The 26,579-nt window shown below is 41.4% G+C and carries 28 protein-coding genes; 14 read left to right on the forward strand and 14 right to left on the reverse strand.

Annotation, left to right across the window (positions count from 1 at the left end; all coding sequences use genetic code 11):
* Positions 1 to 47: 47 nt before the first annotated feature.
* Positions 48 to 641: a LysE family translocator gene (locus FOC32_RS16205; protein WP_175968050.1), complete on the reverse strand. Its 594-nt coding sequence runs from the start codon at positions 639 to 641 to the stop codon at positions 48 to 50.
* A gap of 646 nt (positions 642 to 1,287) precedes the next feature.
* Between FOC32_RS16205 and FOC32_RS16210 the strand changes: the two genes are divergently transcribed.
* Genes FOC32_RS16210 through FOC32_RS16220 form a run of 3 tightly spaced genes read left to right on the forward strand, consistent with a single transcriptional unit; the run spans position 1,288 to position 4,789 of the window.
* Positions 1,288 to 2,292 (forward strand): TAXI family TRAP transporter solute-binding subunit, encoded by a 1,005-nt coding sequence (locus FOC32_RS16210; RefSeq protein WP_175968052.1) that lies wholly within the window; start codon positions 1,288 to 1,290, stop codon positions 2,290 to 2,292.
* Positions 2,292 to 2,777, forward strand: coding sequence for a DUF1850 domain-containing protein (locus tag FOC32_RS16215; protein WP_005237021.1), 486 nt, complete (start codon positions 2,292 to 2,294; stop codon positions 2,775 to 2,777). Before FOC32_RS16210 ends, FOC32_RS16215 begins: the two co-directional genes overlap by 1 nt.
* Positions 2,774 to 4,789, forward strand: coding sequence for a TRAP transporter permease (locus FOC32_RS16220; RefSeq protein ID WP_175968054.1), 2,016 nt, complete (start codon positions 2,774 to 2,776; stop codon positions 4,787 to 4,789). Before FOC32_RS16215 ends, FOC32_RS16220 begins: the two co-directional genes overlap by 4 nt.
* A 40-nt stretch (positions 4,790 to 4,829) precedes the next feature.
* Here FOC32_RS16220 and apbC read toward each other — a convergent pair whose 3' ends face one another.
* Both apbC and FOC32_RS16230 read right to left on the reverse strand, forming a co-directional pair.
* Positions 4,830 to 6,089 (reverse strand): iron-sulfur cluster carrier protein ApbC, encoded by a 1,260-nt coding sequence (apbC, locus tag FOC32_RS16225; RefSeq protein WP_175968056.1) that lies wholly within the window; start codon positions 6,087 to 6,089, stop codon positions 4,830 to 4,832.
* 288 nt (positions 6,090 to 6,377) lie between these two features.
* Complete coding sequence (locus tag FOC32_RS16230; protein WP_104425842.1) at positions 6,378 to 7,190, reverse strand: hypothetical protein; 813 nt, start codon at positions 7,188 to 7,190, stop codon at positions 6,378 to 6,380.
* 314 nt (positions 7,191 to 7,504) lie between these two features.
* Between FOC32_RS16230 and metG the strand changes: the two genes are divergently transcribed.
* Entirely contained in the window at positions 7,505 to 9,565 is a 2,061-nt protein-coding gene (gene metG, locus FOC32_RS16235) for a methionine--tRNA ligase (protein ID WP_175968058.1), read from the forward strand.
* Positions 9,566 to 9,762: 197 nt separating this feature from the next.
* Positions 9,763 to 10,119 (forward strand): hypothetical protein, encoded by a 357-nt coding sequence (locus tag FOC32_RS16240; RefSeq protein ID WP_034581100.1) that lies wholly within the window; start codon positions 9,763 to 9,765, stop codon positions 10,117 to 10,119.
* 65 nt (positions 10,120 to 10,184) lie between these two features.
* On the opposite strand, the gene FOC32_RS17270 is transcribed toward FOC32_RS16240, so the two are convergent.
* A complete protein-coding gene (locus FOC32_RS17270; RefSeq protein WP_373683639.1) occupies positions 10,185 to 10,301 on the reverse strand; it encodes a hypothetical protein in 117 nt (38 codons plus the stop codon).
* A 267-nt stretch (positions 10,302 to 10,568) separates the two neighbouring features.
* On the opposite strand from FOC32_RS17270, the gene FOC32_RS16245 reads away from it, so the two are divergent.
* Both FOC32_RS16245 and FOC32_RS16250 read left to right on the forward strand, forming a co-directional pair.
* Positions 10,569 to 11,549, forward strand: coding sequence for an MBL fold metallo-hydrolase (locus FOC32_RS16245; RefSeq protein ID WP_175968060.1), 981 nt, complete (start codon positions 10,569 to 10,571; stop codon positions 11,547 to 11,549).
* A 450-nt stretch (positions 11,550 to 11,999) separates the two neighbouring features.
* Entirely contained in the window at positions 12,000 to 13,187 is a 1,188-nt protein-coding gene (locus FOC32_RS16250) for an ammonium transporter (RefSeq protein ID WP_034170098.1), read from the forward strand.
* Positions 13,188 to 13,248: 61 nt separating this feature from the next.
* Here the strand turns inward: FOC32_RS16250 and FOC32_RS16255 are convergent, their stop codons facing one another.
* Positions 13,249 to 13,872: a LysE family translocator gene (locus FOC32_RS16255; RefSeq protein ID WP_005237028.1), complete on the reverse strand. Its 624-nt coding sequence runs from the start codon at positions 13,870 to 13,872 to the stop codon at positions 13,249 to 13,251.
* 102 nt (positions 13,873 to 13,974) lie between these two features.
* Positions 13,975 to 14,157 carry an NF038215 family lipoprotein gene (locus tag FOC32_RS16260; protein ID WP_005237029.1) on the reverse strand — a complete coding sequence of 61 codons (183 nt, stop codon included), beginning with the start codon at positions 14,155 to 14,157 and terminating at the stop codon, positions 13,975 to 13,977.
* Positions 14,158 to 14,335: 178 nt separating this feature from the next.
* Between FOC32_RS16260 and FOC32_RS16265 the strand changes: the two genes are divergently transcribed.
* On the forward strand, positions 14,336 to 15,196 hold the full coding sequence (locus FOC32_RS16265) for a 1-aminocyclopropane-1-carboxylate deaminase/D-cysteine desulfhydrase (RefSeq protein ID WP_175968062.1): 861 nt from the start codon (positions 14,336 to 14,338) through the stop codon (positions 15,194 to 15,196).
* A gap of 24 nt (positions 15,197 to 15,220) precedes the next feature.
* On the opposite strand, the gene FOC32_RS16270 is transcribed toward FOC32_RS16265, so the two are convergent.
* The gene (locus FOC32_RS16270) at positions 15,221 to 15,544 is read right to left on the reverse strand and encodes a DUF4870 family protein (RefSeq protein ID WP_175968064.1); all 324 of its coding nucleotides are present in this window, start codon (positions 15,542 to 15,544) and stop codon (positions 15,221 to 15,223) included.
* Between the two features lie 189 nt (positions 15,545 to 15,733).
* Between FOC32_RS16270 and FOC32_RS16275 the strand changes: the two genes are divergently transcribed.
* Positions 15,734 to 16,933, forward strand: a complete 1,200-nt coding sequence (locus tag FOC32_RS16275; protein ID WP_175968066.1) for an NAD(P)/FAD-dependent oxidoreductase — start codon at positions 15,734 to 15,736, stop codon at positions 16,931 to 16,933.
* 35 nt (positions 16,934 to 16,968) lie between these two features.
* On the opposite strand, the gene FOC32_RS16280 is transcribed toward FOC32_RS16275, so the two are convergent.
* Entirely contained in the window at positions 16,969 to 17,121 is a 153-nt protein-coding gene (locus tag FOC32_RS16280) for a hypothetical protein (RefSeq protein ID WP_175968068.1), read from the reverse strand.
* Between the two features lie 142 nt (positions 17,122 to 17,263).
* Between FOC32_RS16280 and FOC32_RS16285 the strand changes: the two genes are divergently transcribed.
* The 3 genes from FOC32_RS16285 (at position 17,264) to FOC32_RS16295 (ending at position 19,637) form a co-directional block, all read left to right on the forward strand.
* Positions 17,264 to 17,647, forward strand: coding sequence for a transposase (locus tag FOC32_RS16285; protein ID WP_005233700.1), 384 nt, complete (start codon positions 17,264 to 17,266; stop codon positions 17,645 to 17,647).
* Positions 17,644 to 17,979, forward strand: a complete 336-nt coding sequence (gene tnpB / locus FOC32_RS16290) for an IS66 family insertion sequence element accessory protein TnpB (protein WP_000618091.1) — start codon at positions 17,644 to 17,646, stop codon at positions 17,977 to 17,979. Before FOC32_RS16285 ends, tnpB begins: the two co-directional genes overlap by 4 nt.
* Positions 17,980 to 18,053: 74 nt before the next feature.
* Positions 18,054 to 19,637 carry an IS66-like element ISAba25 family transposase gene (locus FOC32_RS16295; RefSeq protein ID WP_005080957.1) on the forward strand — a complete coding sequence of 528 codons (1,584 nt, stop codon included), beginning with the start codon at positions 18,054 to 18,056 and terminating at the stop codon, positions 19,635 to 19,637.
* Between the two features lie 112 nt (positions 19,638 to 19,749).
* On the opposite strand, the gene FOC32_RS16300 is transcribed toward FOC32_RS16295, so the two are convergent.
* The 3 genes from FOC32_RS16300 to FOC32_RS16310 all read right to left on the reverse strand — a co-directional run bounded on the left by FOC32_RS16300 (position 19,750) and on the right by FOC32_RS16310 (position 22,372).
* On the reverse strand, positions 19,750 to 19,917 hold the full coding sequence (locus FOC32_RS16300; RefSeq protein WP_004785046.1) for a hypothetical protein: 168 nt from the start codon (positions 19,915 to 19,917) through the stop codon (positions 19,750 to 19,752).
* Between the two features lie 67 nt (positions 19,918 to 19,984).
* Complete coding sequence (locus FOC32_RS16305) at positions 19,985 to 21,820, reverse strand: mechanosensitive ion channel (RefSeq protein ID WP_034702019.1); 1,836 nt, start codon at positions 21,818 to 21,820, stop codon at positions 19,985 to 19,987.
* Positions 21,821 to 22,018: 198 nt separating this feature from the next.
* Positions 22,019 to 22,372: a hypothetical protein gene (locus FOC32_RS16310; RefSeq protein WP_034702043.1), complete on the reverse strand. Its 354-nt coding sequence runs from the start codon at positions 22,370 to 22,372 to the stop codon at positions 22,019 to 22,021.
* Positions 22,373 to 22,768: 396 nt separating this feature from the next.
* On the opposite strand from FOC32_RS16310, the gene FOC32_RS16315 reads away from it, so the two are divergent.
* Positions 22,769 to 23,191, forward strand: coding sequence for a hypothetical protein (locus tag FOC32_RS16315; protein ID WP_005237048.1), 423 nt, complete (start codon positions 22,769 to 22,771; stop codon positions 23,189 to 23,191).
* 317 nt (positions 23,192 to 23,508) lie between these two features.
* Here the strand turns inward: FOC32_RS16315 and FOC32_RS16320 are convergent, their stop codons facing one another.
* The gene (locus FOC32_RS16320) at positions 23,509 to 24,270 is read right to left on the reverse strand and encodes a ferredoxin--NADP reductase (RefSeq protein WP_175968070.1); all 762 of its coding nucleotides are present in this window, start codon (positions 24,268 to 24,270) and stop codon (positions 23,509 to 23,511) included.
* A gap of 85 nt (positions 24,271 to 24,355) precedes the next feature.
* Between FOC32_RS16320 and gigC the strand changes: the two genes are divergently transcribed.
* A complete protein-coding gene (gene gigC, locus FOC32_RS16325; protein ID WP_175968072.1) occupies positions 24,356 to 25,234 on the forward strand; it encodes a LysR family transcriptional regulator GigC in 879 nt (292 codons plus the stop codon).
* A 43-nt stretch (positions 25,235 to 25,277) separates the two neighbouring features.
* Here the strand turns inward: gigC and FOC32_RS16330 are convergent, their stop codons facing one another.
* Complete coding sequence (locus FOC32_RS16330) at positions 25,278 to 26,009, reverse strand: cold shock domain-containing protein (RefSeq protein ID WP_175968074.1); 732 nt, start codon at positions 26,007 to 26,009, stop codon at positions 25,278 to 25,280.
* A gap of 133 nt (positions 26,010 to 26,142) precedes the next feature.
* The gene (locus FOC32_RS16335) at positions 26,143 to 26,505 is read right to left on the reverse strand and encodes a hypothetical protein (RefSeq protein ID WP_175968076.1); all 363 of its coding nucleotides are present in this window, start codon (positions 26,503 to 26,505) and stop codon (positions 26,143 to 26,145) included.
* Positions 26,506 to 26,579: the final 74 nt, after the last annotated feature.

Consider the following 26,579-nt stretch of genomic DNA (forward strand, 5'->3'; position numbering starts at 1 on the left):
GAAATTCTGACAGCTAAATTTCAGGAAATTTAGCTGCTTTTTCAGGTTTAAAGACTGAGGAGTGCTGAATAGGATAAAGGTACAGAAAAGCTCATTAAAATAATGGAAGCAGTCTTTTGTAAGTTCTTTTGATTCAGCCAGCGATTGTTTTTTCTAGCCAATAAACTACCTAAAAAGGTCCAGAAAAATGCGATAGGAATAAGTAATGCCAAGAATACTAGCATATAATTCACATAATATTGACTGCTTTTCCATACAATGACCGGGAAAATGGCCGAAGCAAATAATAATGCTTTAGGATTCAACAAAGTCGCAAAAAATAGTTCCCGTGCCCGAATCGAAATACATTGAAAATTTTCACCAAGTTCTGCAGTACGCCATAATTTTAAAGCTAAAAATAGAATATAAACAGCACTACAGAGTTTGAGAATATGAGGTAATTCCGGCAAATAGACCGAGATTTTACCAATCAAAAAGCCCCAGAATGTAATTGCGATGAGATAGCCGAAAGCTTCTGCAGGGATAAGGCGAAAAGTTTTTCTAAATCCAACTTGAATACCTGACGATGCCAATAAAGTATTGGTTGGGCCCGGTGTTAATAGAATGGCTGCCACTAAACCAATAAATAACCATGAAATCATAGTTTGACCTCGCTCTTAGGTCTTAAGCATAGAATGATCTGGTCAAATCTGCAAAAAAATAATTGTAAGAGAACATATTAAAAAATTTTATATTTTATTATTTTTTAATGAATTTCATATAATTATATCAAAATAAAAGAAAAATTAATTTCAGTCAATTTTGTCAATTTATAAACCTATAAGCTCATAATAAAATTTCTATAAAAGTAGAAGTTTCTATAGAGTATTCGGACTTAAAGTTCCTGAAATATTAGTCTCAACAACATGAAAGAAAAATCATCCAAAACTTTGAAATCATTATTTCTGGTAACCTTTGATTGAATTTTAATTCACTAAAATCCCTGCTCTTGCCTATGAACTTTGGGCACTTTAGAAAGATTTGATGATGGGAGCAACTTTTACCTAACTCCTAATGATTAAATTTCCACTCTCCATTTAAGATGTCTATCTTGCTAAATTTGTTCAACATATTGATAAAGTAAAATTTCGAAAAAAATGCTATTAAAGGTATTCAGACAAAATAATTGCTGTTAAATTGTACAAGGACAACAATTGATAATTCACATTTTTTTAACATTCAGACGGTTTAGTATATTGTTGTTTTAATTATATTTTAATAACTACAGAATAATATCAGGAGTCATATATGAATAAATGGATCAAACTTTCAGTCATGAGTTTAGCGCTATCAGGCGTAGCTGCTTGCTCGAATGATAATGCACAAAATAAATCAGATCATCAGGCTGCATCTGGTGAGAGCGTAGCTGCAGATAAACTGCAAACCCGATTTGTGAATATTGCGACAGGCGGTGCTTCAGGTCCTTATAATGTCATCGGAACAGGATTGGCTGAAATCTATAACAAGACCTACGGCGTGAGTTCCAAAACCCAGACCACAGGGGCTTCTGTCGAAAATCTAAATTTATTAAAACAGAACAAAGTTGAAATGGCCTTTGTCATGAGCGACAGCTTAACCGAAGCAATTAATGGTCAAGGCAGTTTTAGTTCTAAAATTGACAACGTGCAGCAGATCGCTGCGCTTTATCCGAACTATGTGCAAATCGTAACCTCAAAGCGCTCTGGTATCAAAAATATTGAAGATCTCAAGGGCAAACGTATTGCGGTGGGCGCCCAGAATTCAGGTGTAGAAGTGAATGCCCGTACTCTATTAAACGGTTTTGGTATCACTTATAAGGATGTCAAAGTAGATTACTTAGGTTATGCCGAAGCAGCGGATGCCTTGAAAGGCGGAAAATTGGATGCAGCCTTCTTGACCAGTGGTCTTCCAAACTCCTCCCTAATGGAACTGCAACAGGGTTTTGACCTTCAATTGGTCAGCATCAATCCAGATAAAGTGAAAGCGATTGCCAAAGATCAGGCGTATTTCCTGCCAATGACCATTCCTAAAGGGACCTATGGCAATGCTGAAGATATTCCAACAGCAGCGATCATGAATGCATTGGTGGTTCGCTCAGATTTGTCTACCGATGATGTATATAAGCTAACCAAAACGTTCTTCTCCAGCCTGGATCAGCTGGCAAATTCGCATCAGGCTGCTAAAGAAATCACTTTAGAAGGTGCACAAAAAGGTCTGGTTGCTCCACTGCATCCGGGCGCGCAAAAATTCTATGATGAGAATAAAGCGAACTGATGAAATGGATACAAGGTGCAGCGATTGCTGCACTTTTTAGTTTGGCTGCTTTTTTTATTAGCTGTGTTTGGATGACATTTCCGTATATTTTTGTGGAAGTGAAAGAACAAAATTTTCAGTGCAAAATTGACCAGAAATCTTTTCAGCTGAGCTGGATGCATTCGGTAGAAAGAACACAGTGGAAAGAACGTTATCTTCTAAGCAATGACTATTTCATTCTGACAGATACTCAGTTCATCTCATTTGGTGCGGGTACACCTGATCAAGGTACTATTACTCGACTGGATGATGGCAATATCCATATGCAAATCAACCGGAAGATGAAAGAAATCAATTGGGTCATTTCACGCAGGATGCAGGGAAAAATTGAGAGTGCTGATCGGATCTGGAATATTTATCAGGATTTTCCTGACTATAGCACGGTACAGATCTCTATAAAAAAAGACAGCCTATGGAAAAAAAGAGGTTTAAATGATTGCCTATGAATCCACAAGAAACAAGAAATGTGACTGAAGCACTGGATGATCAACAGCAACAAGAATTATTAGAAAAATTTGACCGTGAATCTGTCACTCGCAATCCGATCAACAAATCGGTTCGCTGGTTTATTGCTGCCTTGGCAATATCCTATTCGTTATTTCATCTTTATATTACTTTTAATCCCTTGCCAGAACTGATTCAACGTGCAGCCCATGTATCCATTGGTCTGGCGCTGATTTTCTTGTTGTATCCAGCACGTCAGGCCAGTAGCCGGCAAAAGGTCGCATGGACGGACTGGATTTGGGTCATTGCCTCTTTTGCTTCTTTCTTTTATTTGTTTAAAGAATACCAAGCCATTATGACTACCCGGGGAGGCATTCCCAATACACTGGACATTGTCTTCTCAATCATGACGGTAGTATTGGTGGTTGAGGCTGCTCGAAGGGTAATGGGCTGGATGTTGCCGATCTTGGGACTGATTTTCTTAAGCTATCCATTTGTCAGTCATTTTGACTGGATGCCGGATCGCTTGCTCACTCGCCCCTATACATTCAGTGATATTTTCGGGCAAATGTATCTGAAGACTGAAGGTTTATATTCTTCAGCCATTGGTGCTTCAGTCACCTTCATTTTCTTGTTTATCCTGTTTGGTGCATTTTTGGCGAAATCGGGAATGGGAAAATTATTCAATGATCTGGCGATGGCACTTGCCGGTCATAAGCAAGGTGGGCCAGCCAAAGTTGCGGTGATTTCCAGTGGTTTTATGGGTAGTATTAATGGTACGGCGGTTGCCAATGTCGTAGGAACCGGTTCATTTACCATTCCCTTGATGAAAAAAATTGGCTACCACAAAAACTTTGCCGGTGCAGTGGAAGCCAGTGCTTCTGTAGGTGGGCAGATTTTACCTCCAGTCATGGGGGCTAGTGCATTCATCATGGCCGAAACAACTGGTGTCAGTTATGGCACGATTGCCTTAGCCGCGGTATTGCCTGCCCTACTGTATTACCTCGGTGTGATGGCACAAGTCCATTTCAGAGCAGGTCGGGATAATCTTAAAGGCGTTCCCAAAGCAGACTTGCCACGAGTCAAAGAAGTTCTGAAAGAGCGCGGACATTTATTACTTCCAATTATTGCGCTTGTGGTGTTCTTATTCCAGTCAATTCCGGTCAGCTATGCAGCGGTTTATACTATTTTATTAACCATCGTTGTTGCTGCATTTAGAAAATCTACGCGGATGGGACCGAAGGAAATCCTGGAAGCACTGGCAGATGGTGCTAAACAGTCACTCTCTGTGATGTCTGCCTGTGCAGTGGTGGGTATTATTATCGGTGTGGTCAGCTTGACCAGTTTTGGCTCGGTAATGACCTCTTCAATTATGAGTATTGGTGCAGGCAGTCTGTTTCTAACACTGTTTTTTACCATGATTGCATCGATGATTTTGGGTATGGGCCTACCATCCATTCCTGCCTATATTATTACCGCAACCATGGCAGCTCCGGCTTTAGCCAACTTTGATATTCCAATCCTAGTTGCGCATATGTTCGTGTTCTATTTTGGCCTGTTTGCCAATATTACCCCACCCGTCGCCTTGGCCGCCTTTGCCGGTGCCGGGATTGCGGGTGGTGATCCAATGCGGACTGGATTCCTGGCACTACGCCTATCTCTGGCTGGCTTTATTGTGCCATTCCTGTTTGTCTATAACCCGGCGATGCTGATGATTGATACAACAGATATTGCCGTGAATGCCAAAGAATTTGCCTTACCGGCATGGAATGTCATTTTAAGTATTACTGTGACGTCGATTGTCGGCATTCTGGCACTTGGCGCTGCAGTAGAAGGCTATTTTAAAATAGCTCTGAGCTGGTTCTGGCGCATCTTCCTGGGGGTTGGCGCACTCATGATGATTGTGCCTGAGACCATGACCGATATTATCGGCACCATCATGGTGATTATTGCAATTGGCTTTAATATCATTCAGGCAAGAAAAGAAAATACAGTTGCTACTAAAACCTCATAAAAAAGAGAGCCTCGGCTCTCTTTTTTTTCACTATAGAATCTTAGAAAATACGAGTTTTATCTTTTTCTGCTTTTGGCAATTTTGCTGCAATTTTCTGAGCAATAGCCATGTAACTTTCAGCAGCATCATCTCCAGCAATCACTGAAGGCTTACCAGCATCGGCATTTTCACGAATCACTGCATTCAAAGGCAAACGACCGAGCAATGGAATATTGTATTGCTCTGACAGTTTATCACCGCCGCCTTTACCAAAGATCTGTTCTTCATGACCGCAGTTCGAACAGATATGGGTCGACATATTTTCGACTACTCCCATCACTGGAATCTGCACACGGTTAAACAGTTCAATACCTTTGGTCGCATCCAGCAATGCCACGTTTTGTGGTGTGGTCACAATCACAGCACCTGTGACTGGGATACGCTGAGCGAGTGTTAACTGGATATCACCTGTACCTGGTGGCATGTCGATCATCAGAACATCCAAATCCGGCCATAAGGTTTGATTGAATAGCTGCATCAAGGCGCCCGTTGCTTTAGGACCACGCCAAGCAACCGGCGTATTATTATCACCCGTTAAGTGCCCAATCGACAGTACTGCCATACCGTAAGCATCGAGTGGGACAAACTGCTCGGCTTCGATCATCGGGGTTTTGCCGGCATTGCCGAGCATCGTCGGAATACTTGGACCATAAATATCCGCATCCAGTACACCCACTTTCAAACCTAATTTTTGCAAAGCCAAAGCCAGATTCACAGTCGTTGTAGATTTACCAACACCACCCTTGCCTGAAGAGACCAGAATGACATTCTGAATACGTGGATGCTTCGGCACATCACGTTGCTGTGGAGCAGCTTTCTGGATCGGTGGATTATTTGGGTCAGCTTCTGCTTGAGCTGCATGACCTGAAGCATCAACCACAGGTGGCAGATTCGATTTTGAAGCAGCAGTTTGCGGCTGGCTGGAACAGCTCTCGCCTTCTGCATGATGATGTCCACAACCGCCTTCTTTTTTATGACTCGTCTTTTGCTGAATCACATGCAGGTTTAGTTCTTTAATACCGCATTTCTCTAGCGCATCCGCCAGTTCATCATGAATCTGCTGTAACTGCTCTTTTTCTTCCGGATAGGTATTAATGGTGATTTGCAGAATCTCACCTTGCACATTGACCTGAGTAATCCGGTCTTTCAGTGCATTGCTAGAATTTGGCAAGACATAATTTTGCAGTACGTTCTGCACAGCTTCTTCGTTCACCTCCTTGGAAGGCGAAAAAACCGATTTAAGCGAAGAAAGCCAGGACATAGGTTACTCCAAAAATATAGATAGACATCTGAATAGCTTAGTTTAACGAGGTTTTTGGCTCAGGTTAAGCAATCTGTATTCACAAGCCTGAAAGACAAATATGATTTCCAACTATTTTACTTGGTTTTAAAGGGTTACAGGGAAGAAAATTTATAAAGTCAGCATCACATCTTATTTATTGTTTTATATTATTGATATTTAAAATTTTAAATCAAATTAATTAGATAGTAGCCATTAAAAAACCACTTCATTCAAAAACTGAATGAAGTGGTTTTCGATATGAAATGATTATTTATGATTTTTATCTTGATCGGTCTTGTTTTGCCCAGATTGATCAGCCTTATCCTGATCCTTTTTAGCATCATCTTTGTTATTGGTCTGAGCTGATTTTTGGTCCTTATCCTTAGCCTCTTTAGATGAAGAATCCTGATCCTGCTTTTTTGAATCATCTGACTGAGACTGGTCATCGCCTTTCATTTTGGTCATGGTTTCAGCCGCCATCTGTTTCAACTCATTTAGTTTCGTAGCAGCTTCATTTACCAAATCACTAATTTTGACCTTGGTATCTTCAAACTTGTGTAGCGCTTCATCTTTTAAATTTGCCATACGATCCTGGTCAGCCTGATTTGCTGATTTATCTCCAGAACTTTGATCTGCTTGTGCCTTTTTCGAATCATCTGAACCTTGTTCACCATTTTTTTGGCTGTCTGATTTGCCATTTTTCAGCTCATTCAGAATCTTTTCGCCTTTTTGCAATAGCTCTTCGCCAATTGCGATGGCTTTTGCTTTTAAGTCATCCATTTTGGTGCTTTCGGTCTTTTTATCTGATTGATCAACATTATCAAAATCAGATTGGTCATTTTTAGACGCATCTTTTTGCTCTGATTGCTGATTACCAGAGGCTTTAGAGTCTCGCTGATTATCAGACTTTTCATCAGCACCATTTTTTTGGGCTTCTAGGACTTCTTCATGTTTCTGCTTATGCTGTTTATCAATCTCGTTCTGCTTCTGCTCTTGTTCAATTTTGTCATGCAGCTCTCGTGCATGTTGTTCTTTATCTTGATTCTGTTTTGAAGTACTTGTCTGGTTATTCTGAGTCATGAGTACCCTCCTAAGGCGTCATAATAAAAATGATCAGCTAAATTTTTAGCACAAAGCATGCAATGACGTGGATGAATTAAGCAAACTGCAACAAAGCCTGTACATGTTGTTGCTATTGATTGCAGGAAGTAGCATCAACTTATCTCAATCGAATTTTTACGGGCCAATTACCCGTCTATAGCCAGTTTTTGTATTCTGAATATTCAGCCTGATTTATTCCTGAGGCTTCTGTAAAAGCATTTCTTTGTAATCCCTTCTGCATCATGTAAAATTATGGTCCATTGCATAATGAATACGAATGAGAGAGTGAATCCGTGCGTAAAATCCTAGTCACTAATGCCCTTCCTTACGCCAATGGCCCGATTCATATGGGTCACTTACTCGGCTATATCCAGGCTGATATATGGGTACGTGCGATGCGTGCAATGGGTCATGACGTGACGTATGTCTGTGCGGATGATGCTCATGGTACAGCGATCATGCTGCGTGCTGAGGCAAATGGCATTTCACCTGAAGCACAGATCGCCAATGTGCAAAAAGAACACATTCGTGACTTTGACGGTTTCGGTGTGCATTTCGATCATTATGACTCTACCCACAGTGCTACCAACCGCGCCCGCGCTTCAGAAATCTATATCAAAAACCGTGAAGCCGGCAATATTGCAGTTCGCCCTGTAACCCAGTTATTTGACCCTGAAAAAGGCATGTTCCTGTCAGACCGTTTCATTAAGGGTACATGCCCAAAATGTAAGGCGGAAGATCAATACGGCGATTCATGTGAAGTTTGCGGTACAACTTACAACGCGACTGAATTATTAAATCCAAAATCGACTTTAAGCGGTGCGACTCCTGTTGAGAAATCATCAGATCACTACTTCTTTAAACTGCCAAATTTTGGTGAATACCTGCAAAAATGGACCCGTGACGAAGGTCGTCTACCCGTATCTATCGCCAACAAACTGGATGAATGGTTTGATAATGGCTTAAACGACTGGGACATCTCACGTGATGCACCTTATTTCGGTTTTGAAATTCCTGATGCACCAAACAAATATTTCTATGTTTGGGTGGATGCACCAATCGGCTATATGTCGAGCTTCGAAAATTACATCAAAACCAAACGTCCAGATTTAAGCTTTGATGATTTCTGGAAAAAAGATTCTAAAAATGAAGTCTATCACTTCATTGGTAAAGACATCGTCTACTTCCATGCCCTGTTCTGGCCTGCAATGCTGGAAGGTGCAGATTATCGCACCCCAACCGGTTTATTCGTGAACGGCTTCCTGACTGTAAATGGTCAGAAGATGTCTAAATCTCGTGGTACCTTCATTAAAGCTGAAACTTATTTACAGCATTTGAATCCTGAATACCTGCGTTATTACTTTGCTTCTAAACTTTCTGACAAGGTTGAAGATTCTGACTTGAATCTGGATGATTTCGTCCAGAAAGTGAATTCGGACCTTGTAGGTAAAGTGGTGAACATCGCAAGCCGTTGTGCAAAATTCATCAATACCAAGTTTGATAACAAGCTAAGTGCAACTTGTGCCGAGCCTGAACTGGTGCAAAGCTTTATTGATGCTGGTGACTCAATTGCCAAAGCATATGAAACCCGTGAATTCTCGGCAGCGATCCGTGAAATCATGGCGCTTGCAGATAAAGCCAACCAGTACATCGATGAGAAAAAACCTTGGGCTTTAGCGAAAATTGAAGGCGAAGAACAACAGGTTCACGATGTGTGTTCTGTGGGTATCAACCTGTTCCGTCAATTGGCTGTGTATTTAGCTCCAGTGTTACCAACCTTGGCTGCTCAAGTTCAGGACTTCCTGAAACTGGCTTCTTTCGACTTTGCTTCACGTACAGAAATCTTGACTGGTCATGAAATTGCATTGTTCCAGCCATTGATGCAACGTGTTGATCCGAAAGCTGTGGCTGCAATGGTCGATGCGTCTAAAGATTCCTTAACTGCACCTGTTGCTGAAGCACCAAAAGCTGAGAAGAAAAAAGAGAAAGCCAAAGAGAAGAAAGCTGAGCCTAAAGTCGGTGAAGCTGAAATCATCACCATTGATGACTTCATCAGAGTTGACCTGCGTGTAGCGGAAGTTCTGGATGCTGCAACCGTTGAAGGTTCTGACAAGCTTTTACAACTCACGTTAAATGTCGGTGAAGCTGAACCACGTAACGTATTTAGCGGTATCCGTGAGTTTTATCAACCGGAAGACCTGAAAGGTAAACTTGTGGTGATGGTTGCGAACCTTGCTCCACGTAAGATGCGTTTTGGTATTTCAAACGGTATGGTACTTGCGGCTGGTAATGGCGAAGGTGTTTGGGTGATTTCACCTGAATTTGGTGCTAAACCGGGTGATAAAGTTTCTTAAGATTTAGGTCTTAGATAGAAGAAAAGCCTCTACTGATGTAGGGGCTTTTTACTTAGTCTAATAAAGTAATACTCAGCCAATAAAAGTTCTTCATCTTTAATTTTTTACCATTTATACAATTTATTTTCTTGTTTTTAAAAAATATATCTATAGAATCTAAACGCTTTTTTTTATTTTTAGAATTATTCGGGGTAAACATGAAAAAATTACTAGTTTCAGCTTTAGCAGCATCAACAATTGTATTCACAGGATGTTCAGTTCGTATGGCTGATATGACTGTAGCTTCAACGAAAAACTTCAACCTAAACTCAACTCAGTTCGTTAAAGGCGAACGCGTTAAAGGCGAAGATAAAGTTCCAGTAATTTTATTCCCTTTAGGTATTCCTAATTTCAAAACAGCAGTAGATCGTGCAATTGAAAAAGATCGTTGTGCAGTAGCACTTTCTGATGTAGTCATCACTCAACTAAATCAAGCGTTTCTGGTAGGCCAAATTGGCTATCGCGTAGAAGGCACTCAAATTATTGACCGTTCTCAGCCTGAATGCAGTAAATAATTGCTTATTAAAAAAGCCTCTATCTTTAGAGGCTTTTTTACGTCGATCTATAAATCGGATAGCACTTATTTATCAAGGAAAAATTCCCAGATGACATAGCCAATGCCGAAGCCCAGCAATGAATATAAGGTAATAATGAAAAATACAAATGCTGCATTATTTTTCTTTTTCCAAAAACTCATAGCGATACCCAAGGCTGTTTGCAATACCCCATGTTAACGGGCTTTTTTATAAAAGTGAAATTTATCTAAGTATTTTATTTATAAAAATATTTTTAGATAAAAAATCTTTTATTTCCTTACAAAATCAATATACAGATTCAAACTGAATGCCTAGTACAGATATTCAATTTCTCTTCTCTCTTTAAAAAAAGGTAAATATTTTTATATTCTATTTTCATGCTTTACATGCTAATACATAGCATAAACTTCACAACCATAAGAATTGCCATGAATATTTTAAGGACATCCCTTCTCACTTCTTTACTTTCATTATCTGTTTTGAGTGTAAGTGTGAGTCAGGCTGCTGAAACTGCAACGATTGCTTCACCAAAACAAGTCGCCGGCTACTACCATCACCAAATTGGTAATACTCAGATTACTGCCCTACTCGATGGTACAAACTACTTAAATCCATCGATGTTTAGAGGCCTAAGTGATGCAGAAAAAACTGAGATTTTGAAGAAATATCATGCCGATCAAGCCAAAGGTATACAGACTTCAGTCAATGCTTTCCTGATTAATACAGGTAATCAACTACTTATGGTGGATAGCGGAGCTGCAAGCTGCTTTGGTGCACACTTAGGGTCAATTTATAACAATCTCAAAGCATCGGGTTATCAACCTGCACAAGTGAGTGGCATTTTCCTGACTCATCTCCACCCTGACCATGTTTGTGGCATTTCAAATAATGGCGCAGCAAATTATCCAAATGCCACCTTACATATTTCTAAAACCGAATATGACTACTGGCTAAGTCCAAATACCGTTAAAAAACTACCGAAAGACCAGCAGGAGGGTTTCTTAGGCACCGTAGAGAAAATTAAAGTCGCCCTTGCACCCTATGAAAAAGCTAAAAAAGTGAAAGTCTTTTCTGATAAATCTTTAGCCTTTGGTGGGATCGAGTTTAAGCCATCCTTTGGTCATACCCCAGGGCATTACAGCTTTAAACTCAAATCAGATGGTCAAGAAATCGTATTTGTCGGTGATATCGTCCATTCACATACCTTGCAATTCGACAAACCTGAAACAGCCATAGAATTCGATGTTGATCCTAAAACTGCGGTGCAAACCCGTTTAAAGCATTTTGCTGAATATGCCAAGCAAGGCCAGACCATTGCAGCACCACATTTACCATTCCCAGGGATCGGTCATATTTACTCTAAGGATGGAGAGAGCTATCAGTGGATTCCTGTGCATTTTAAAGATTAATTGAATACTTCAGAGATTTTAGCTCCGGATAAAACCCTAATTTTCTAGGGTTTTATTTATTGGAGATATAGCTAAGTTATAGTCTATATAACTTCTAAAATTTAAAACCATGATGTACTTTTGCAATTCAAAAGAATCTATCACTTAATTTTTTTAAATTTTTTCTTAAAAATCCTTTTACTTTTCATGTGCACCTTTAGCACACATTTTTAACACGCCATTTTCTGTGATAAAGCTAAATATCTAAAAAACAAAATATAAATTCAAATTTTATCTTTTCTTATGATGTCTTAGTTTGGTGCATAAAATTCTATTGTGCTTTATATCGAGTCTTGTCAGTTTCAAGAAATTCTTTATCAAAATTTCCCTTGTTAGTAACTCTTTTCGAATCAGTTTGCCTCTATATACTGGATTTCTTTTGTGATTCTATGCACTAAATTGGAACGCACAATGCAAAATATAGACTTATTATTTCTCCTTCTCGGTGCAGTTCTAGTGCTTGCCATGCATGCAGGATTTGCATTTTTAGAACTAGGGACAGTTCGCCATAAAAATCAGGTCAATGCCTTAAGTAAAATTCTCACTGACTTTTCCCTATCCGCCATCGCTTACTTTCTGGTGGGCTACTATATTGCCTATGGTCAGCATTTTTTCCACGATGCCTCTACTTTAGCAGCCGATCATGGTTATAACCTGATGCGCTGTTTCTTCCTGCTGACCTTTGCCGCAGCTATTCCTGCGATTATCTCTGGAGGTATTGCTGAACGGGCTAAAATGCGTTCGCAGGCTTTAGCGACTTTATTTTTAGTTGCTCTGATTTATCCATTTTTTGAAGGGATGATCTGGAATGGCAACTTTGGTTTTCAAGACTGGTTGGCAAATACCTTCGGTGCCAACTTCCACGACTTTGCCGGCTCTGTGGTCGTGCATGGCATGGGAGGCTGGATTGCTCTGGCTGCAGTCGTTTTACTTGGTGCACGTAATGGTCGATATAAAAATGATGGCCGGATTACTGCACATCCACCATCATCTATCCCTTTCCTTGCTCTAGGCTCATGGATTCTGATTGTTGGCTGGTTTGGCTTTAATGTGATGAGTGCACAACGCCTAGATGCTATTTCCGGACTGGTTGCGATTAACTCTCTAATGGCGATGGTCGGTGGAACTATTGCAGCAAAAGTAGCGGGTAAAGATGATCCTGGCTTCTTGCACAACGGCCCATTAGCCGGACTGGTGGCCATCTGTGCAGGTTCTGATGTGGTACATCCATTGGGTGCATTATTTATCGGGATCAGTGCAGGCGTGATTTTTGTGAAACTCTTCACCTATACCCAAAATAAACTCAAAGTTGATGATGTATTAGGGGTCTGGCCTTTGCATGGTGTATGCGGTGCTTTTGGTGGAATTGCTGTCGGTGTATTCGGTCAGCAATGGCTCGGAGGCATGGGTGGTGTTTCTATCATTTCACAGCTATTCGGTACCGTACTGGCAATTGTAGTGGCTCTGGCAGGTGGGTTCCTGATTTATGGTCTGCTGAAAATGTTGATCGGTATTCGTCTGAGTCAGGAAGAAGAATTTACTGGTGCAGACTTATCTATTCACCGGATCTCGGCTAATTCGGAAGAAAATATTTTTTAAGCACCAAATAAAAAAAGCCCCGAATCATCGGGGCTTTTTATAGTCTGCGATAATTGGAAAATTACTTCATCCCAAAAATCAGCTTTAAGCCAAGCACGGTCATGACCGCCCCTGCTGCACGGTCAAAACCGGCTTTAAATTTTAAATACACACGACGTGGTTTTTCAGCAGAAAGTGCAACAGCCACCAGCGAGCACCAGCCTGCATCAATAAAGAAACATAAAACCGGCAATACAAAGTAAAAGTAAGTTGGAATTTCTTTTGGCAAAAGCGCAGTAAAAATACTGGCCAATACAATGGCAATTTTTGGGTTAGATAATTGGGTAATCAAACCTGTCATATAGGCACGACGCAAGGACATCTGAGTTTGACTGTCATCACCTGCCTCGATCGGTTCTTTGGCATGTTTGATAATTTTAAAAGCTAACCAGAGCAGATATAAACCACCACAAATTTTAAGCGCCAGATAAGCAGATGGCACAGCCAGCAAGAATGCCTGTAAACCTAGGACTGCAAGTAGGCCAAAAATCGCCGCCCCTGTTCCGGTACCTAAAGCTGTAAATAGGCCATGCTTACGTGAGATCGCAATCGAATTTTTCGCTACATAAATAGAAGTCGGTCCTGGGCTCATTGCACCTAACATGAGGGCAAAGGCAATTGAACCTAAAATCCAAAATGATTCCACGTGACCATCCAAACTTAAAATGAATGGCTTATTTTAAGTAAAAATAATTTATTTTGCTTTAATATTTCTACACAAATGATGCAATATTTGTGTGAAATCCGGCTATTTCTTCAATTGGTCTTGAGCGGTGAGGGATGAATCAAGCATTTTATAATCATGATCATGCACCGGCACTCCGCCAATAATCATGCTTCGTGTATCAGTTTTAGGTTTATTCAGCGGATCATCACAGCCAGATAAGCCTAAGAGCAATACGCTTAAAATCGTACAGGATAGTATTTTCATTATTCTATCCTCCTCTAAATTCCCTATAAGATTCAGATTAGCAAATTTGTTTAAATTTTCAGCATATGAATTGTGACAATCTACAAAACTTTATTCTCAGTATCAGGAATACATGATTCTGCCATCCTGCCGATTCTATTTCGCTATAATTTGCTCATTCTTAGCTTATGAAAATACCATGTTTGAAAAAATCGCCCAGCATGTTCCAGACCAGCGCATCTGGCTGAAAGACAGGCTTGTAACCATACGCCGTCTGGATCTGGTGCATCCGCAAATATCAGGCAACAAGTTTTTTAAACTAAAATACAATTTTCTGGAAGCACAGCAACTTGGCTTTAAAAAGCTGCTAACTTTTGGTGGTGCTTATTCCAATCATATTGCCGCAACGGCGTTTGCATCCCAGCAGTTTGGCTTTGAGAGTGCCGGTATTATTCGGGGTGAAGAACTGGCTCATCAGCCTTTAAACCCCACTTTAGCGTTGGCACAACAATTCGGCATGCAGTTACATTTTGTGAGTCGTGAAGAATATCGACGTAAACAGGACGCTAATTATCTAGAAGCGTTAGCACAAAATTTTCCCGCACATTACATCATTCCTGAAGGCGGTACTAATGCATTGGCGATTCGGGGATGTCAGGAGATTCTAAAGGACAGCGATGCACAATTTGACGTGATCTGCTGTGCTGTAGGCACTGGTGGCACGATTACAGGTTTGATTGAAGCCAGCCAGCCTCATCAACAGGTATTAGGATTTTCTGCCTTAAAAGGCGATTTCCTGAATGAGGATGTGGCTAAGCTGACCACGAAAAGAAACTGGTCCATTCTCGATGATTATTGTTGCGGTGGCTATGCCAAAATCACTCCTGAACTGATCCAGTTTATACAGCACTTTGAAGCTGAATATGATATTCCCTTAGAGCATATTTATACGGGAAAAATGCTGTTGGGAATTTCCGACTTGATTGAAACAGGCTATTTTCCAGCAGAAGCAAAGCTACTAATCCTGCATACTGGTGGACTACAAGGTCGAAATATTTAAATCGCTTAAAGTTCTGATCGAAACTTAAATGCCTATCGGATTATTTTCATTTAAGGCAATCAGCCCTTTTACCAGTCGATAGACATGCCAGACAAAGACCAGAAAAATAATCACAAAACCGATCAGAATTACGGTGAGCAGCCCACCCAGAATATAACCCAGCAAGCTGAACCAGAAGGTTTTAATCTGCCAGTCCACATGACTTTCCAGCCAGGTGCCCCGCATTTCATCACGTTTAATATAATTCATGATAATAGCGATTAATGGGGTTATTCCCAGGAAAAAACCCAGTAGATGAAAAATATAGCTGATCAGATTATATTGTTTGTATGCTGCCGTATCCGTCATAAATTATTCCTTTTCATTGTGATTATTTTTTAGGCATGACAAAACTATGCATGAATCCGCCAGCTGCTTCAAATTATTTATGATAAATATTCGCTAACACGCTGTAATTCGGGCAGCCTCTTTCAGGAATAGAGAAAGCTGAAATAAAATTGTCTATAATGCTCCCCTTTCTTCTCCCTTGAGTGTGTCATGTCTGTTCAGCAATACGATGTTTTGGTCATAGGTGCAGGTGCATCCGGTTTAATGACGGCCTATATGGCAGCACAACGTGGTCGTAAAGTCGTAGTCGTTGAAAAAGCCAATAAGGTGGGTAAAAAAATTCTGATGTCTGGTGGCGGCAAATGTAATTTCACCAACCTCTATGTCGAACCTGAAAATTTCATCTCGCATAATCCGCATTTCGTGATTTCAGCACTGACTCGCTATACCAATTGGGATTTTATTGGTATGGTCTGCGAATATGGCATCGAGTATGAAGAACGTAAACATGGACAGTTATTTACCTTAAATGGTGCTAAAGAAATTCTGTCGATGCTACTGTCTGAATGTGACAAGACTGGTCTGGTCGAGATCAAAACCAACTGCGAAGTGAAAGCCGTCAACACTGTAGACGATCAAGGATTTCAGGTAGCCACTTCTTTAGGATATTTTGAAGTGGAATCAGTTGTGGTTGCTTCAGGTGGCTTGTCGATTCCGACTCTAGGCGGTTCAGGCATCGGCTATGAGATTGCCAAGCAGTTTGGACATCATGTCTATCCAACCCGTGCCGGTCTGGTACCTTTTACTTTCTCGGATAGTTTCAAGGAAGTCACCACTCGTCTGAGCGGTAATGCAGTCGAAGCCACTTTGTCTAATGATTTAAACAGTTTTACTGAAGCCCTGCTGTTTACCCATCGTGGTCTAAGTGGCCCTAGCTCCCTACAACTGTCAAATTACTGGGATGTTGGCCAAAGCTTTAAGGTCGATTTCTTACCAAGTGTCGACCTGTTTGATTTCTTTAAATCTAAAAAACAGAGTCAGCCTAAAGTTCTGCTACGTACACTATTGACCGAACATTTACCGAAGAGCGTAGTACTAGAATTACAGAATCTGATCTGGCCTGAAGTGGCTGAAACATCCATTGGCAATATTAATGATGACAAGCTGGAACAGATTGCCAAACGTTTAAGTGGCTTTGAACTGAAGCCTTCTGGAACTGAAGGTTACCGGACAGCCGAGGTGACTTTGGGCGGTGTGGATACAACCGAAGTTTCATCTAAAACTATGGAAAGCAAAAAGCAGAAAGGCTTGTATTTTGTGGGCGAGATACTGGATGTGACTGGTCATTTGGGAGGTTTTAACTTCCAATGGGCATGGTCATCAGCGCATGCCGCATCGGAATATGTTTAATACAGAGATGATCTAGGAAAAAGAAAATACTTCGCTTATTCCAGATAATCCGTTTTAAACAGGTTGAGATTGGCCATATTTTCTAAACGGTCAATCGTCAGTTGCATTTTCTGAGCCGCTTCCTGCAGATGTAATGGTACTTGCTCTCCCATAGATGCCATAAATTTATGCTGCAATGTTTTCCACATATTATTGATCTCCTTTTTCTTTATATTTTTAATGCAAGAAGAATACCAAAATCATTGTAAGCATCCGGCTAACACAGCCTTACCAAGCGATCCTATAAGCCTTAATTTAGTTCCCACCTAAAAACAAGTGGGGACTTAATCCATGAACATGGATATATATTCAGCAACACCTCCTGTTGCTAAAAAACGCCGAAAATACAGCAAAGAATTCAAACTCAGTATTGTCAATGCCTGCAAAAATCCTAATACCTCGATCGCTTCGGTCACACTGCAACATAGTATTAATGCCAACCTTGTCAGTCGTTGGATCAGGATCTTCAGCCATCATGAGGGTGCCGTGCAGGATCCTACTCATGTGAATCCAGCATTTATTGCTTTGCCTTACACTGCTGCAATCAGCCAACCTATTGATGAGAGGATCACGTTGTGTATCACCGTGCCTCATACGAATAATGATATTCAGCTAAAATGGCAGACATCAGAAATACCTGCCTTGGCAGAATTACTCAAGGCACTTGCAACATGATCCGCATTGATGAAATCTGGTTGTCTACTCAGCCCATGGACATGCGTGCAGGTATGGATACGACCATGGCTCAGGTGGTGAGAGCCTTTGGCTACATCAAACCGCATTGTGCTTACCTGTTCTGTAATAAACGTGGCCATCGCATGAAAGTGCTGGTACATGATGGATTGGGCATCTGGCTGTGTGCCCGGCGGCTGGAACAGGGCAAATTTCACTGGGCTCAAGTTCACCAAGGTGAAACCGTGGCCCTCAGCCCGGAACAGTTACAGGCACTGATCCAAGGTTTGCCCTGGCAGCGCATTGGACGACAGCAGGTGGTGACGATGCTTTAAACCAGGCTCGACCATTCTGCTATTCTCCAAACGTTCTATTTCATTCTTCTCATGACCTCAGGCATACTGCGGTCATGAATACGCTGCCTGACTTAAGCCAACTGACCCATGAACAACTGCTGGAATTCACCAGGCAGTTGGCGCTGCAGCATCAGTCTCTAGCACAATCAAACCAACAATTGGATGCCAAAGTTCAACATCTTTCTATTCTCAATCAAAAATACGAGCATGAACTGGCGCTGTTTAAAAAGCACAAATTCGCCCAAAAGAATGAACACTTAACGGCAAAACAAATCCATCTCTGGGATGAAGCGGTTGAAGAAGATATTGCCGCGGTTGATCTAGAACTGGAACGGCTAAATGCAGATAAAACCAATGCAGCGACACAGAAAGCCAAAACCAATAAACCTAAACGTCGACCACTGCCAGATCATCTACACACCATCCGTATTGAGCATGAACCTGCATCAACCCAATGTGCTTGTGGCTGCCAACTCCGTCGTATCGGCGAAGATGTCAGTGAAAAACTGCATTTCAGACCGGCACAGTTCTATAAGGAACAGCATGTGCGTGGTAAATGGGTCTGTGATCAGTGTGACACTCTAACTCAGCAAGCGATGCCCGCCTATGTGATTGATAAAGGCATTGCTTCACCTGAATTGCTCAGCCATGTGCTGGTATCGAAGTATGCCGATCATTTGCCGCTGTACCGTCAGCGCCTGATCTATCAGCGGGCTGGCATTGATCTGTCCAGATCCACTTTATCTGATTGGATAGGTCGCTGCGGTGTAGAACTGGAACCTCTGGCCAATGCCTTAAAAGAGGTGGTGCTGCAACAGCGGGTGCTGCATGCAGATGAAACACCGGTCACCATCATGCGGATGGGTGAGAATAATAAAAAACCGAAGAAAGGTTATGTCTGGGCCTATGCCACCACACAGTATAATCCAGTTCAGGCGGTGATCTATGACTTTCAGGATAGTCGTTCAGGCCAGCATGCTGAAGAGTTCTTGAAAGGCTGGCAGGGCTATCTAGTCTGTGATGATTACAGTGGTTATAAAGCACGTTTTAAATCAGGCCAGGTGATTGAGGTGGGGTGCATGGCCCATGCACGTCGTAAATTCCATGAACTGCATGTAACTGGGAAAAGTCAGGTTGCTGAACAGGCCTTAGTGCTGATTCAGAAACTGTATGCGATAGAAGCAGAACTCAGGAAAAAGACCGATGGTACAGCGGAAGACCGCCGCGAATACCGACAACAGCATAGTCAACCAGTGATGCAACAACTATATGAATGGCTCAACCAACATCATCTGACAGTGCCATCGAGTTCTCCCACCGCCAAGGCTATCAATTACACTCTGAAGCGTTGGCCAGCCTTAAGCCGCTATCTGGATGATGGCAATCTACCGATATGCAACAATTGGGTAGAGAATCAGATGCGTCCCTGGGCGTTGGGACGCAAGAACTGGCTGTTTGCAGGTTCGCTGCGCAGTGGTCAGCGAGCGGCAAACATCATGACTTTAATCCAGTCAGCAAAGCTGAATGGCTTGGATCCGTATGCCTATTTAAGTGATGTGCTGAAAAGGTTACCGACACACAAAGTGACCCAAATTGAAGAATTGCTGCCGCACTGCTGGAAACCTAAATCGAATTAAAAAATAGGTATGGGATTCAGCGGACGCTTACAAATCATTTTAGTATTCACTTGAATATTCTATATTTTTTAAAAAAGAAATTCTATGTGTAGTGACTGAGCAGTATTCTGGCTTAGTTAAATTCGTCTGGATCAGGTATTTTCTTATCCAGCTCTCGTTCAGCCTGCTCATCCTGTTTGCTTTTCACAAAGACAAATCGATAAGCAGCCGTGAAAAAGCCAATGGTAATGCCTGCTATCACTAAGGGTGCTAACAGATTATTCGGTTTCTTGGCATTCATTCAGATTTCCTCATCATTAAAAAAATCGACCACTCAAGCGTGGCCGATTTTGTTTGGATAGAACAGGTTAATTCGGGTCATCTTTTTTTGGATGACTATCGACATTCGGTTCTTCTTCACCTGTAGAACCAAATGGATTATTCGCTGGTGGATGAATTGGATCAACTTGAAGCGAATCCGGTACAGCCTGATCTACATCTGGTGTCACCTGATCTATACCTGAAGCTTCATCATCCTGTGGTGCAGTGGTCAAGGTCGCTGGTGTACTATTGGATAAATTGGTACGCATTGGCGTATTGTCATCTTGTGATTGATCTTGCTTCGGCACAATATTTTCTCCTGTAGTTGAACTGCCTGCACCTGTAGTACCACTGACATCAGCACCTAGGCCTGAAGTCATGATATTGGTTTCATTTTTCAAAGGATTCGGTTCTTTAGCTTCTCGTTTAGCTTTATCGATCAAATCAGTTAGTACACGTTCTGCTGGTTGACGGCCACCGAGACCAAAGGCCAAGGCAAAGGCCACTGCAACAGCACCCAGAGTTAAACCAAAGGCCAGATTCACGATCGAGTCAGCAATGCCCATAGCACGTAGACCCATTGCAATGACCAGACCCATGATCAGTACACGAACCAAGTTTGCTAACCAGCGTGAACTGTTGTATTCACCGCGTTGCACAATGTTGGCAACTACGTTGGCCAGCCAGAAGCCGATCACCAGAATTACAGCACCTAGCAGGATGTTTGCACCGAAGTAGATGAACATCGCAATCAGGCCACTTACCTGTTCAAAGCCTAAACGGTCCGCTGCTTCAGAAACCGCAAATAACATAGTGAACAGTACAATCAGATAACCCACCAAGCTTGATAGTTTGGTTTTGCCTAGGAAGCGTTGTAGATCCAGTTTAGCTGGAACCTCATCTACGCCTGTTCCGGCAACGACTTCAGTTACCAGACGTGCTACCAGTCTAGAAACTACATAAGCCAGAATTAGAATCAGTGCAGCTGCAATGATATTTGGAATGGCATTCATGATCTCATACAGCATTGCAGTTGCCGGTTGAGAAATTGCTTCGATACCGAGTGCTTCAAATGCAATGATTAATGACGTAATAATTACGACTGCAAAGATGAATGAACCAATCAGTTGAGCGACATTCGAGTTTTTGAAAATGCCGACTTTTTCAGCTTGATGTTGAATATTCAAGCTGTTGAGCAAACCTTCGACAATACCGCGAACGATTTTTGCCAGAATGTATCCGACAAATACAATAACTGCAGCAATGAAGATATTAGGCAGATAACTTACGACATCCGTCAGCATGTTCTGCACAGGCAGTAATAAACCGTGTAGACCTAGAATCGACAAGACAATTGGTAAGAACAGCAGTAAAATCAGCCAGTAAACAATTTCACTGATATTTTGGCTAATCGGACTGACACCGACTTCGGCACTCAGCTTTTCATCCAGCTGAGTGCGATCAAGCATTTTTTGCAAGCCGACTTTGACCAGATTCGCCACAATCCATCCAACAAAGGCCACAGCAATAGCCGCCAGCAATTGTGGAATAAAGAGCAGGAACTGCTGGATCATATTACTGAATGGTCCGCTCACTGCTGTCAGATTCAGTACGTTAAGCGCCCCGATCACCGCAATAATCAGAATAATCCAGAACACAACACGAGCGATAATACTCTCGACATTAGAGCGATGTCCTGTCGCTGCATTTAAGTGTGTATTGGTCCCTAGTTTTTGCAAGATTTTTTTAACACCTGCCGAGACGAGTAATGCAATAATCCAACCTAAGACTAATATGGCAATTGCACTAAGAATTGGATGAAACTGATCCCAGTAGTACATGGCATCATAGCCACCACGTGGGCCTCTCATATAATCATTCATGTTTTCTGCCCTCTTTGTTATTACGCTATTTATCTGAATTCACGAGCTTATTTTCGAAATCTTTAGCTCTTTCCGATTACTTATAAAGCTTGAACTTCCTGTGCTTAGCTTGCCTGGAGATACAGAACTTTGAAAAACATCACCACCTATTGCAAAAAAGCTCTAGTCATTAACCAGAGTTTTTTTTAACAATTCCAATTATTGGGTGGCCTGTTGAGCATCAGTTGCAGTGGCTTCTGCTGTATCTTGTGACATTTCGCCTACAGTAGCTGTTGCTTCTGTCATCGCATCATCTGCGGTAGCCATTGCTTCATTGCTTTCACCGCCTGGAGTAGCCGCCGGACTACCATTATTGGCAGGGGCTTCAGTCGCTGGCACTGGTGTATTAGGCTGAGTCGCAGGCGCATCTGGCTTCACATCTGCAAACATATAGAACAGGACTGCCAGTAAAAAGATACCGACCAAAATCAGGATATAGACAGGAATGCGCTTCTTCTGCGTAATTGCTGCCTGATCATGCAAAGGTGGTTTTTTATTAAAATCATCAACCATGACCATTCTCACTCTTTCTTATTCATAAGTAGATTTTTATCATAACAAGCAGTTATCACAGCTTCTGTGACAAAAGATGGTGAGATAGTGAATGGATGTAAGTTATATGTATGAGTCTGATGAACTTGGTATTAGTTTCAAAAAGAGGCATTTTCTAGCCTGAATATACTATGCTCTTATGGTTAGAAACTCTCTTCCGAGACAGTTAATACTGGCGGTTTTTAGCTGATTTATCAGGAATTGAATTGTCTATAAAATAGACAATATACCATTATGATTTTATTAAATTTTAAGTGGGCTAAAACATGCTGTAAAAATACCGTTTTTCAATATACCTGCTACTTTGCGCAAAATACGTTATAATTATCCACCTTATTTTTCATGCACCCGAGTTTTATGGCGTATCGTCAACAGAGTGTATCGCTTGATCTTGACACTGACGTCACACATCAATGTGCTTTGCACTACACTCGTGATCAGCATCTGATTGGAATCATTGAATTTAGCAAACCGAGCTTTATGCTACGCTGGCAAGATCTGGAATATTTCCGCCGCCGTACTGAAGAAATGTCGGTAATGCCTTTTCCGGACTGCATTAATGCCATGGTCATTGATGTACGGAATGTGGCGGCCTGGCTAGATAATGACGTTCCGATTATTCCATGGCGCCTGCTGGAAGAAGATTGTCCGGTACGTTTAGTTGTGCCCGCGGATCGAATCGAACATTATGCCGGTTTCTTTGAGCCGACCTGGTTAACCACCGATACAGATACTGCCATTCAGGAAATCCGTGACTTTATGGATATGTTTGTACATTAATTCCTGAATAGCAAAAAACCTCCGTATGGAGGTTTTTTTTGTGCCTAAAGAAAATAAAAGTCCCCCCTTTAACAAATGGGGATTTAGGGGGGATTCTTTTTAACTTGAAAATATTTTTTCAATTTTAATCCATTTCTAACTTTTAGAAGGCTGTAACTCCCTTTCCTTTTAGGCGATAAGCAGCACTGCTACGCAAGAGAGAGATAAAAGCCCCTCCTTTGCAAAGGAGGGGTTGGGGGAGGATTCAAGAACTGGCAAATAATCTAACTTTAATCCCTCCTAACCTCCCTTTTAGAAAGGGAGGAACTCTGAAGGAATTACCAATAATTCTCTACCGCAATATTTCCTTCACCACGGCGGTTCATGGTCAGACCACGTGCTTTAAGTGCTTCTTTAGTATCTTCGACCATTTCGGGATTACCACAGAGCATCACATGACTGGTTTCAGGATTAAGCTGGAGTCCTGCTGCCCGTTCAAGTTCCCCATTCTCAATCAAAATAGGTAAACGATGATGAAGCACTGCTTCAGGATCGCGGGTAATGATTGGAATAAATTTAAAGCCAGTATAACCTTCGCCAAAGGTCTCGGCAATTTCCTGAATACGGTCGACATAAGCCAGTTCGTCTTGCGTACGGACGCTATAAACCAGGTTAATATGTTTATATTTATTCCAGGTTTCAAAGTCTTGCAGCATGGATAAAAATGGTGCCAGACCTGTACCTGTGCCAAGCAGCCATAAATCTTGTGGTAATGGCAATTGATAACGTGCCAAAGTCAGATAGCCATAGGGAATTTTCTCTAAGTAGAGTTCATCACTTACTTTAAGATGTTGTAAATTCGAAGTAAATTTCCCTTCCGGAACCACAATCGAAAAAAATTCCAGTGTTTCATCAAAAGGCGATGACACGACTGAATATGCCCGAACGACCAGTTCATCCCCCACTTTCAAGCCAATACGCGCAAACTGTCCTGCCGTAAACTTGAAATGCGCAGGTCTGGTCATGGTGAAACTAAACAGCGTATTGGTCCAACGGTGTACAGATAAAACCTTTTCTAAGCTAAATTTTTCAATAGACATGATTCAAACGTGGCATCAAAGACTATGCTCATGGTAGCATGACAGCATAATTTATTAATATTTTTTAAATGTTAAGGCTCTATTCATGCGCATGACTCTACGCCAGTTGGCTGTTTTTGTAGCAGTTGCTCAAGAAGGTACCGTCACCAAAGCCAGTGATGCAGTCAAACTCACCCAAAGTGCGGCGAGTATGGCTTTAGCAGATTTAGAAGATGGTCTTGGCGCACCTTTATTCGACCGTCTAGGCAAGCGTTTACAGCTGAATGATTTAGGTCGTTTTCTTCTCCCACAAGCTCTTGAAATTCTTGGTCGCTGTGAAGCTTTTGAACAAGCTGCTAAAGGTGAACTGCAAAGCATTGACCTGCGTCTCGGTGCGACCCTGACCATTTCCGACTATCTGATGCCAGACCTAATGGCGGATTTCCTGAAAATTCAGCCACAGGCACACTTGCAACTTCAGGTGGGTAATACTCGCCAGATGATTGAAGCCGTCAACCAGTTCCAGCTGGATCTTGCGCTGATTGAAGGTTCTTGTCACTTACCACAGCTGCAATGTATCCATTGGCGTGATGATGAACTCGCGGTGTGCTGTGCTCCCGATCATCCACTTGCTCAGTTAAACCGTCCACTGGCTGCAGAAGACTTTAAATCTGTAGAATGGATTCTTCGTGAAGAAGGTTCAGGCACGCGCGAAGTCTTTGACAATGCCATTCTGCAAGATGTTCCAGATGCTAATATCCGTCTGACACTCGGTCATAACGAGGCAATTCTGAAGATTGTTGCAGGTGGCATAGGTATGTCGTGTATTTCCAAGCTGGCGATTGAACCTTTGCAGGAAAAAGGTCAACTGGTGATTCTGAATACTCCATTCTGGTCACTCACCCGTCCTTTATTTATGCTGGTACACCGCCAGAAATATCAAGGTCCAGGCCTCAAAGCCTTTATGAAATTCTGTGAAACATAAATTTCACTTTCAATAAAAAAAGCGCCTTTTGGCGCTTTTTTTATTACCTGAATAAATGTCTCTTACTAATTTCTTCCTTAAACTGTCTTTCACATGGAACACCATCATGATTTCCATCCATCTGAGTACCCGGGCAATTTCGCAAAAAGAATACCGCTTCATCATAAGAGCGCATCTGGCTACAATGGGTTCTACCATCACATCGATAAGGTGAAGATACTGAAGTGGATGAGGCAGTACTTCTAATAGGAGTATTTGTGGATACCTCTAAATTCTTCCTTCCTTGTTCACTTAGGCCTTGTTCTGGTAAGTCACCTAAAGCAGCACGTTGTTCTGAAACAAGCCTTTTTTGTTCTTGCATTAAATGCTCAAGTTGCTGTTGCTTTTGTATTTTATAGTTTTGGTATTTTCCATAAACCAATACAGCAAGTATCACGATAATGATTAAACCAATGCCTGTAATCAATTTTGATAAAACTGACTTTTTAGGCTGATGATAAGGTACTGTTCTTTCGATCTGAAGATCATTATGTTGACTAACAATTTTTGAAAGTGTCTTTTGATATGAGATATCTAAACGAACAATATGATCTGCTTTAAACTTGCCTGCATCCTGTACTTTGAGAAACTTTAAACTTTCCCCAACTTTTGGTGGCACGTTCTTATTTGGGAAGTCTTTAATATGGAAGAATAAATCTTTTGACTCACCAGCTATTTCAATAAAACCAAAACCTCGTTCTTCGTTATAGGTCTTGATCTTCCCCTCTAAAAACATAATTCACTCTATTGTTTGATATTTTTAATTATTGTATTCAAAAACTGATGAAAATTCTAAAAATAAAAAAACACCGTAAGATGCTTTTTTATTTGAATGATGAGACAAATATCTTAGTAAATGAGAACCTAACTTAAATTTCTCCAAAAATCATAAATCCAATTGCTGTTACCAGAATCAACCAAAGTGTAGGACTAAAGAAAATGGTATTGCGTGCCGGATTAACTATCGTAGTAGAAGCTAGAGATGGCAATGCGACTACTTCAGAAACGAACTCTTCCTGACGCTTGATATCCAAACGTACCATATTGTCCAGTTGAATCGCATTTTGCTCTTCAATTATTCTAAATTTAAGTCGTTCTCCGACTTGAGGTATTATTTCAGGTGAAGGTAATTGATCTAACTGAAAATTAAGTTCCTTCGCATTATTTGCCAGTTCAATACTTCCCACCCCTCGTACAGCATCATAGGTTTTAATTCTTCCATCTGTAAACATGATATGTGTCCCTAGATCATTCAACAGATGCGTAGTTTATATGGAAGGGATTAAAGGATATTGTTAAGCTTTGG

The organism is Acinetobacter sp. FDAARGOS_724 (genome assembly GCF_013364475.1).
Classification (GTDB): domain Bacteria; phylum Pseudomonadota; class Gammaproteobacteria; order Pseudomonadales; family Moraxellaceae; genus Acinetobacter; species Acinetobacter variabilis.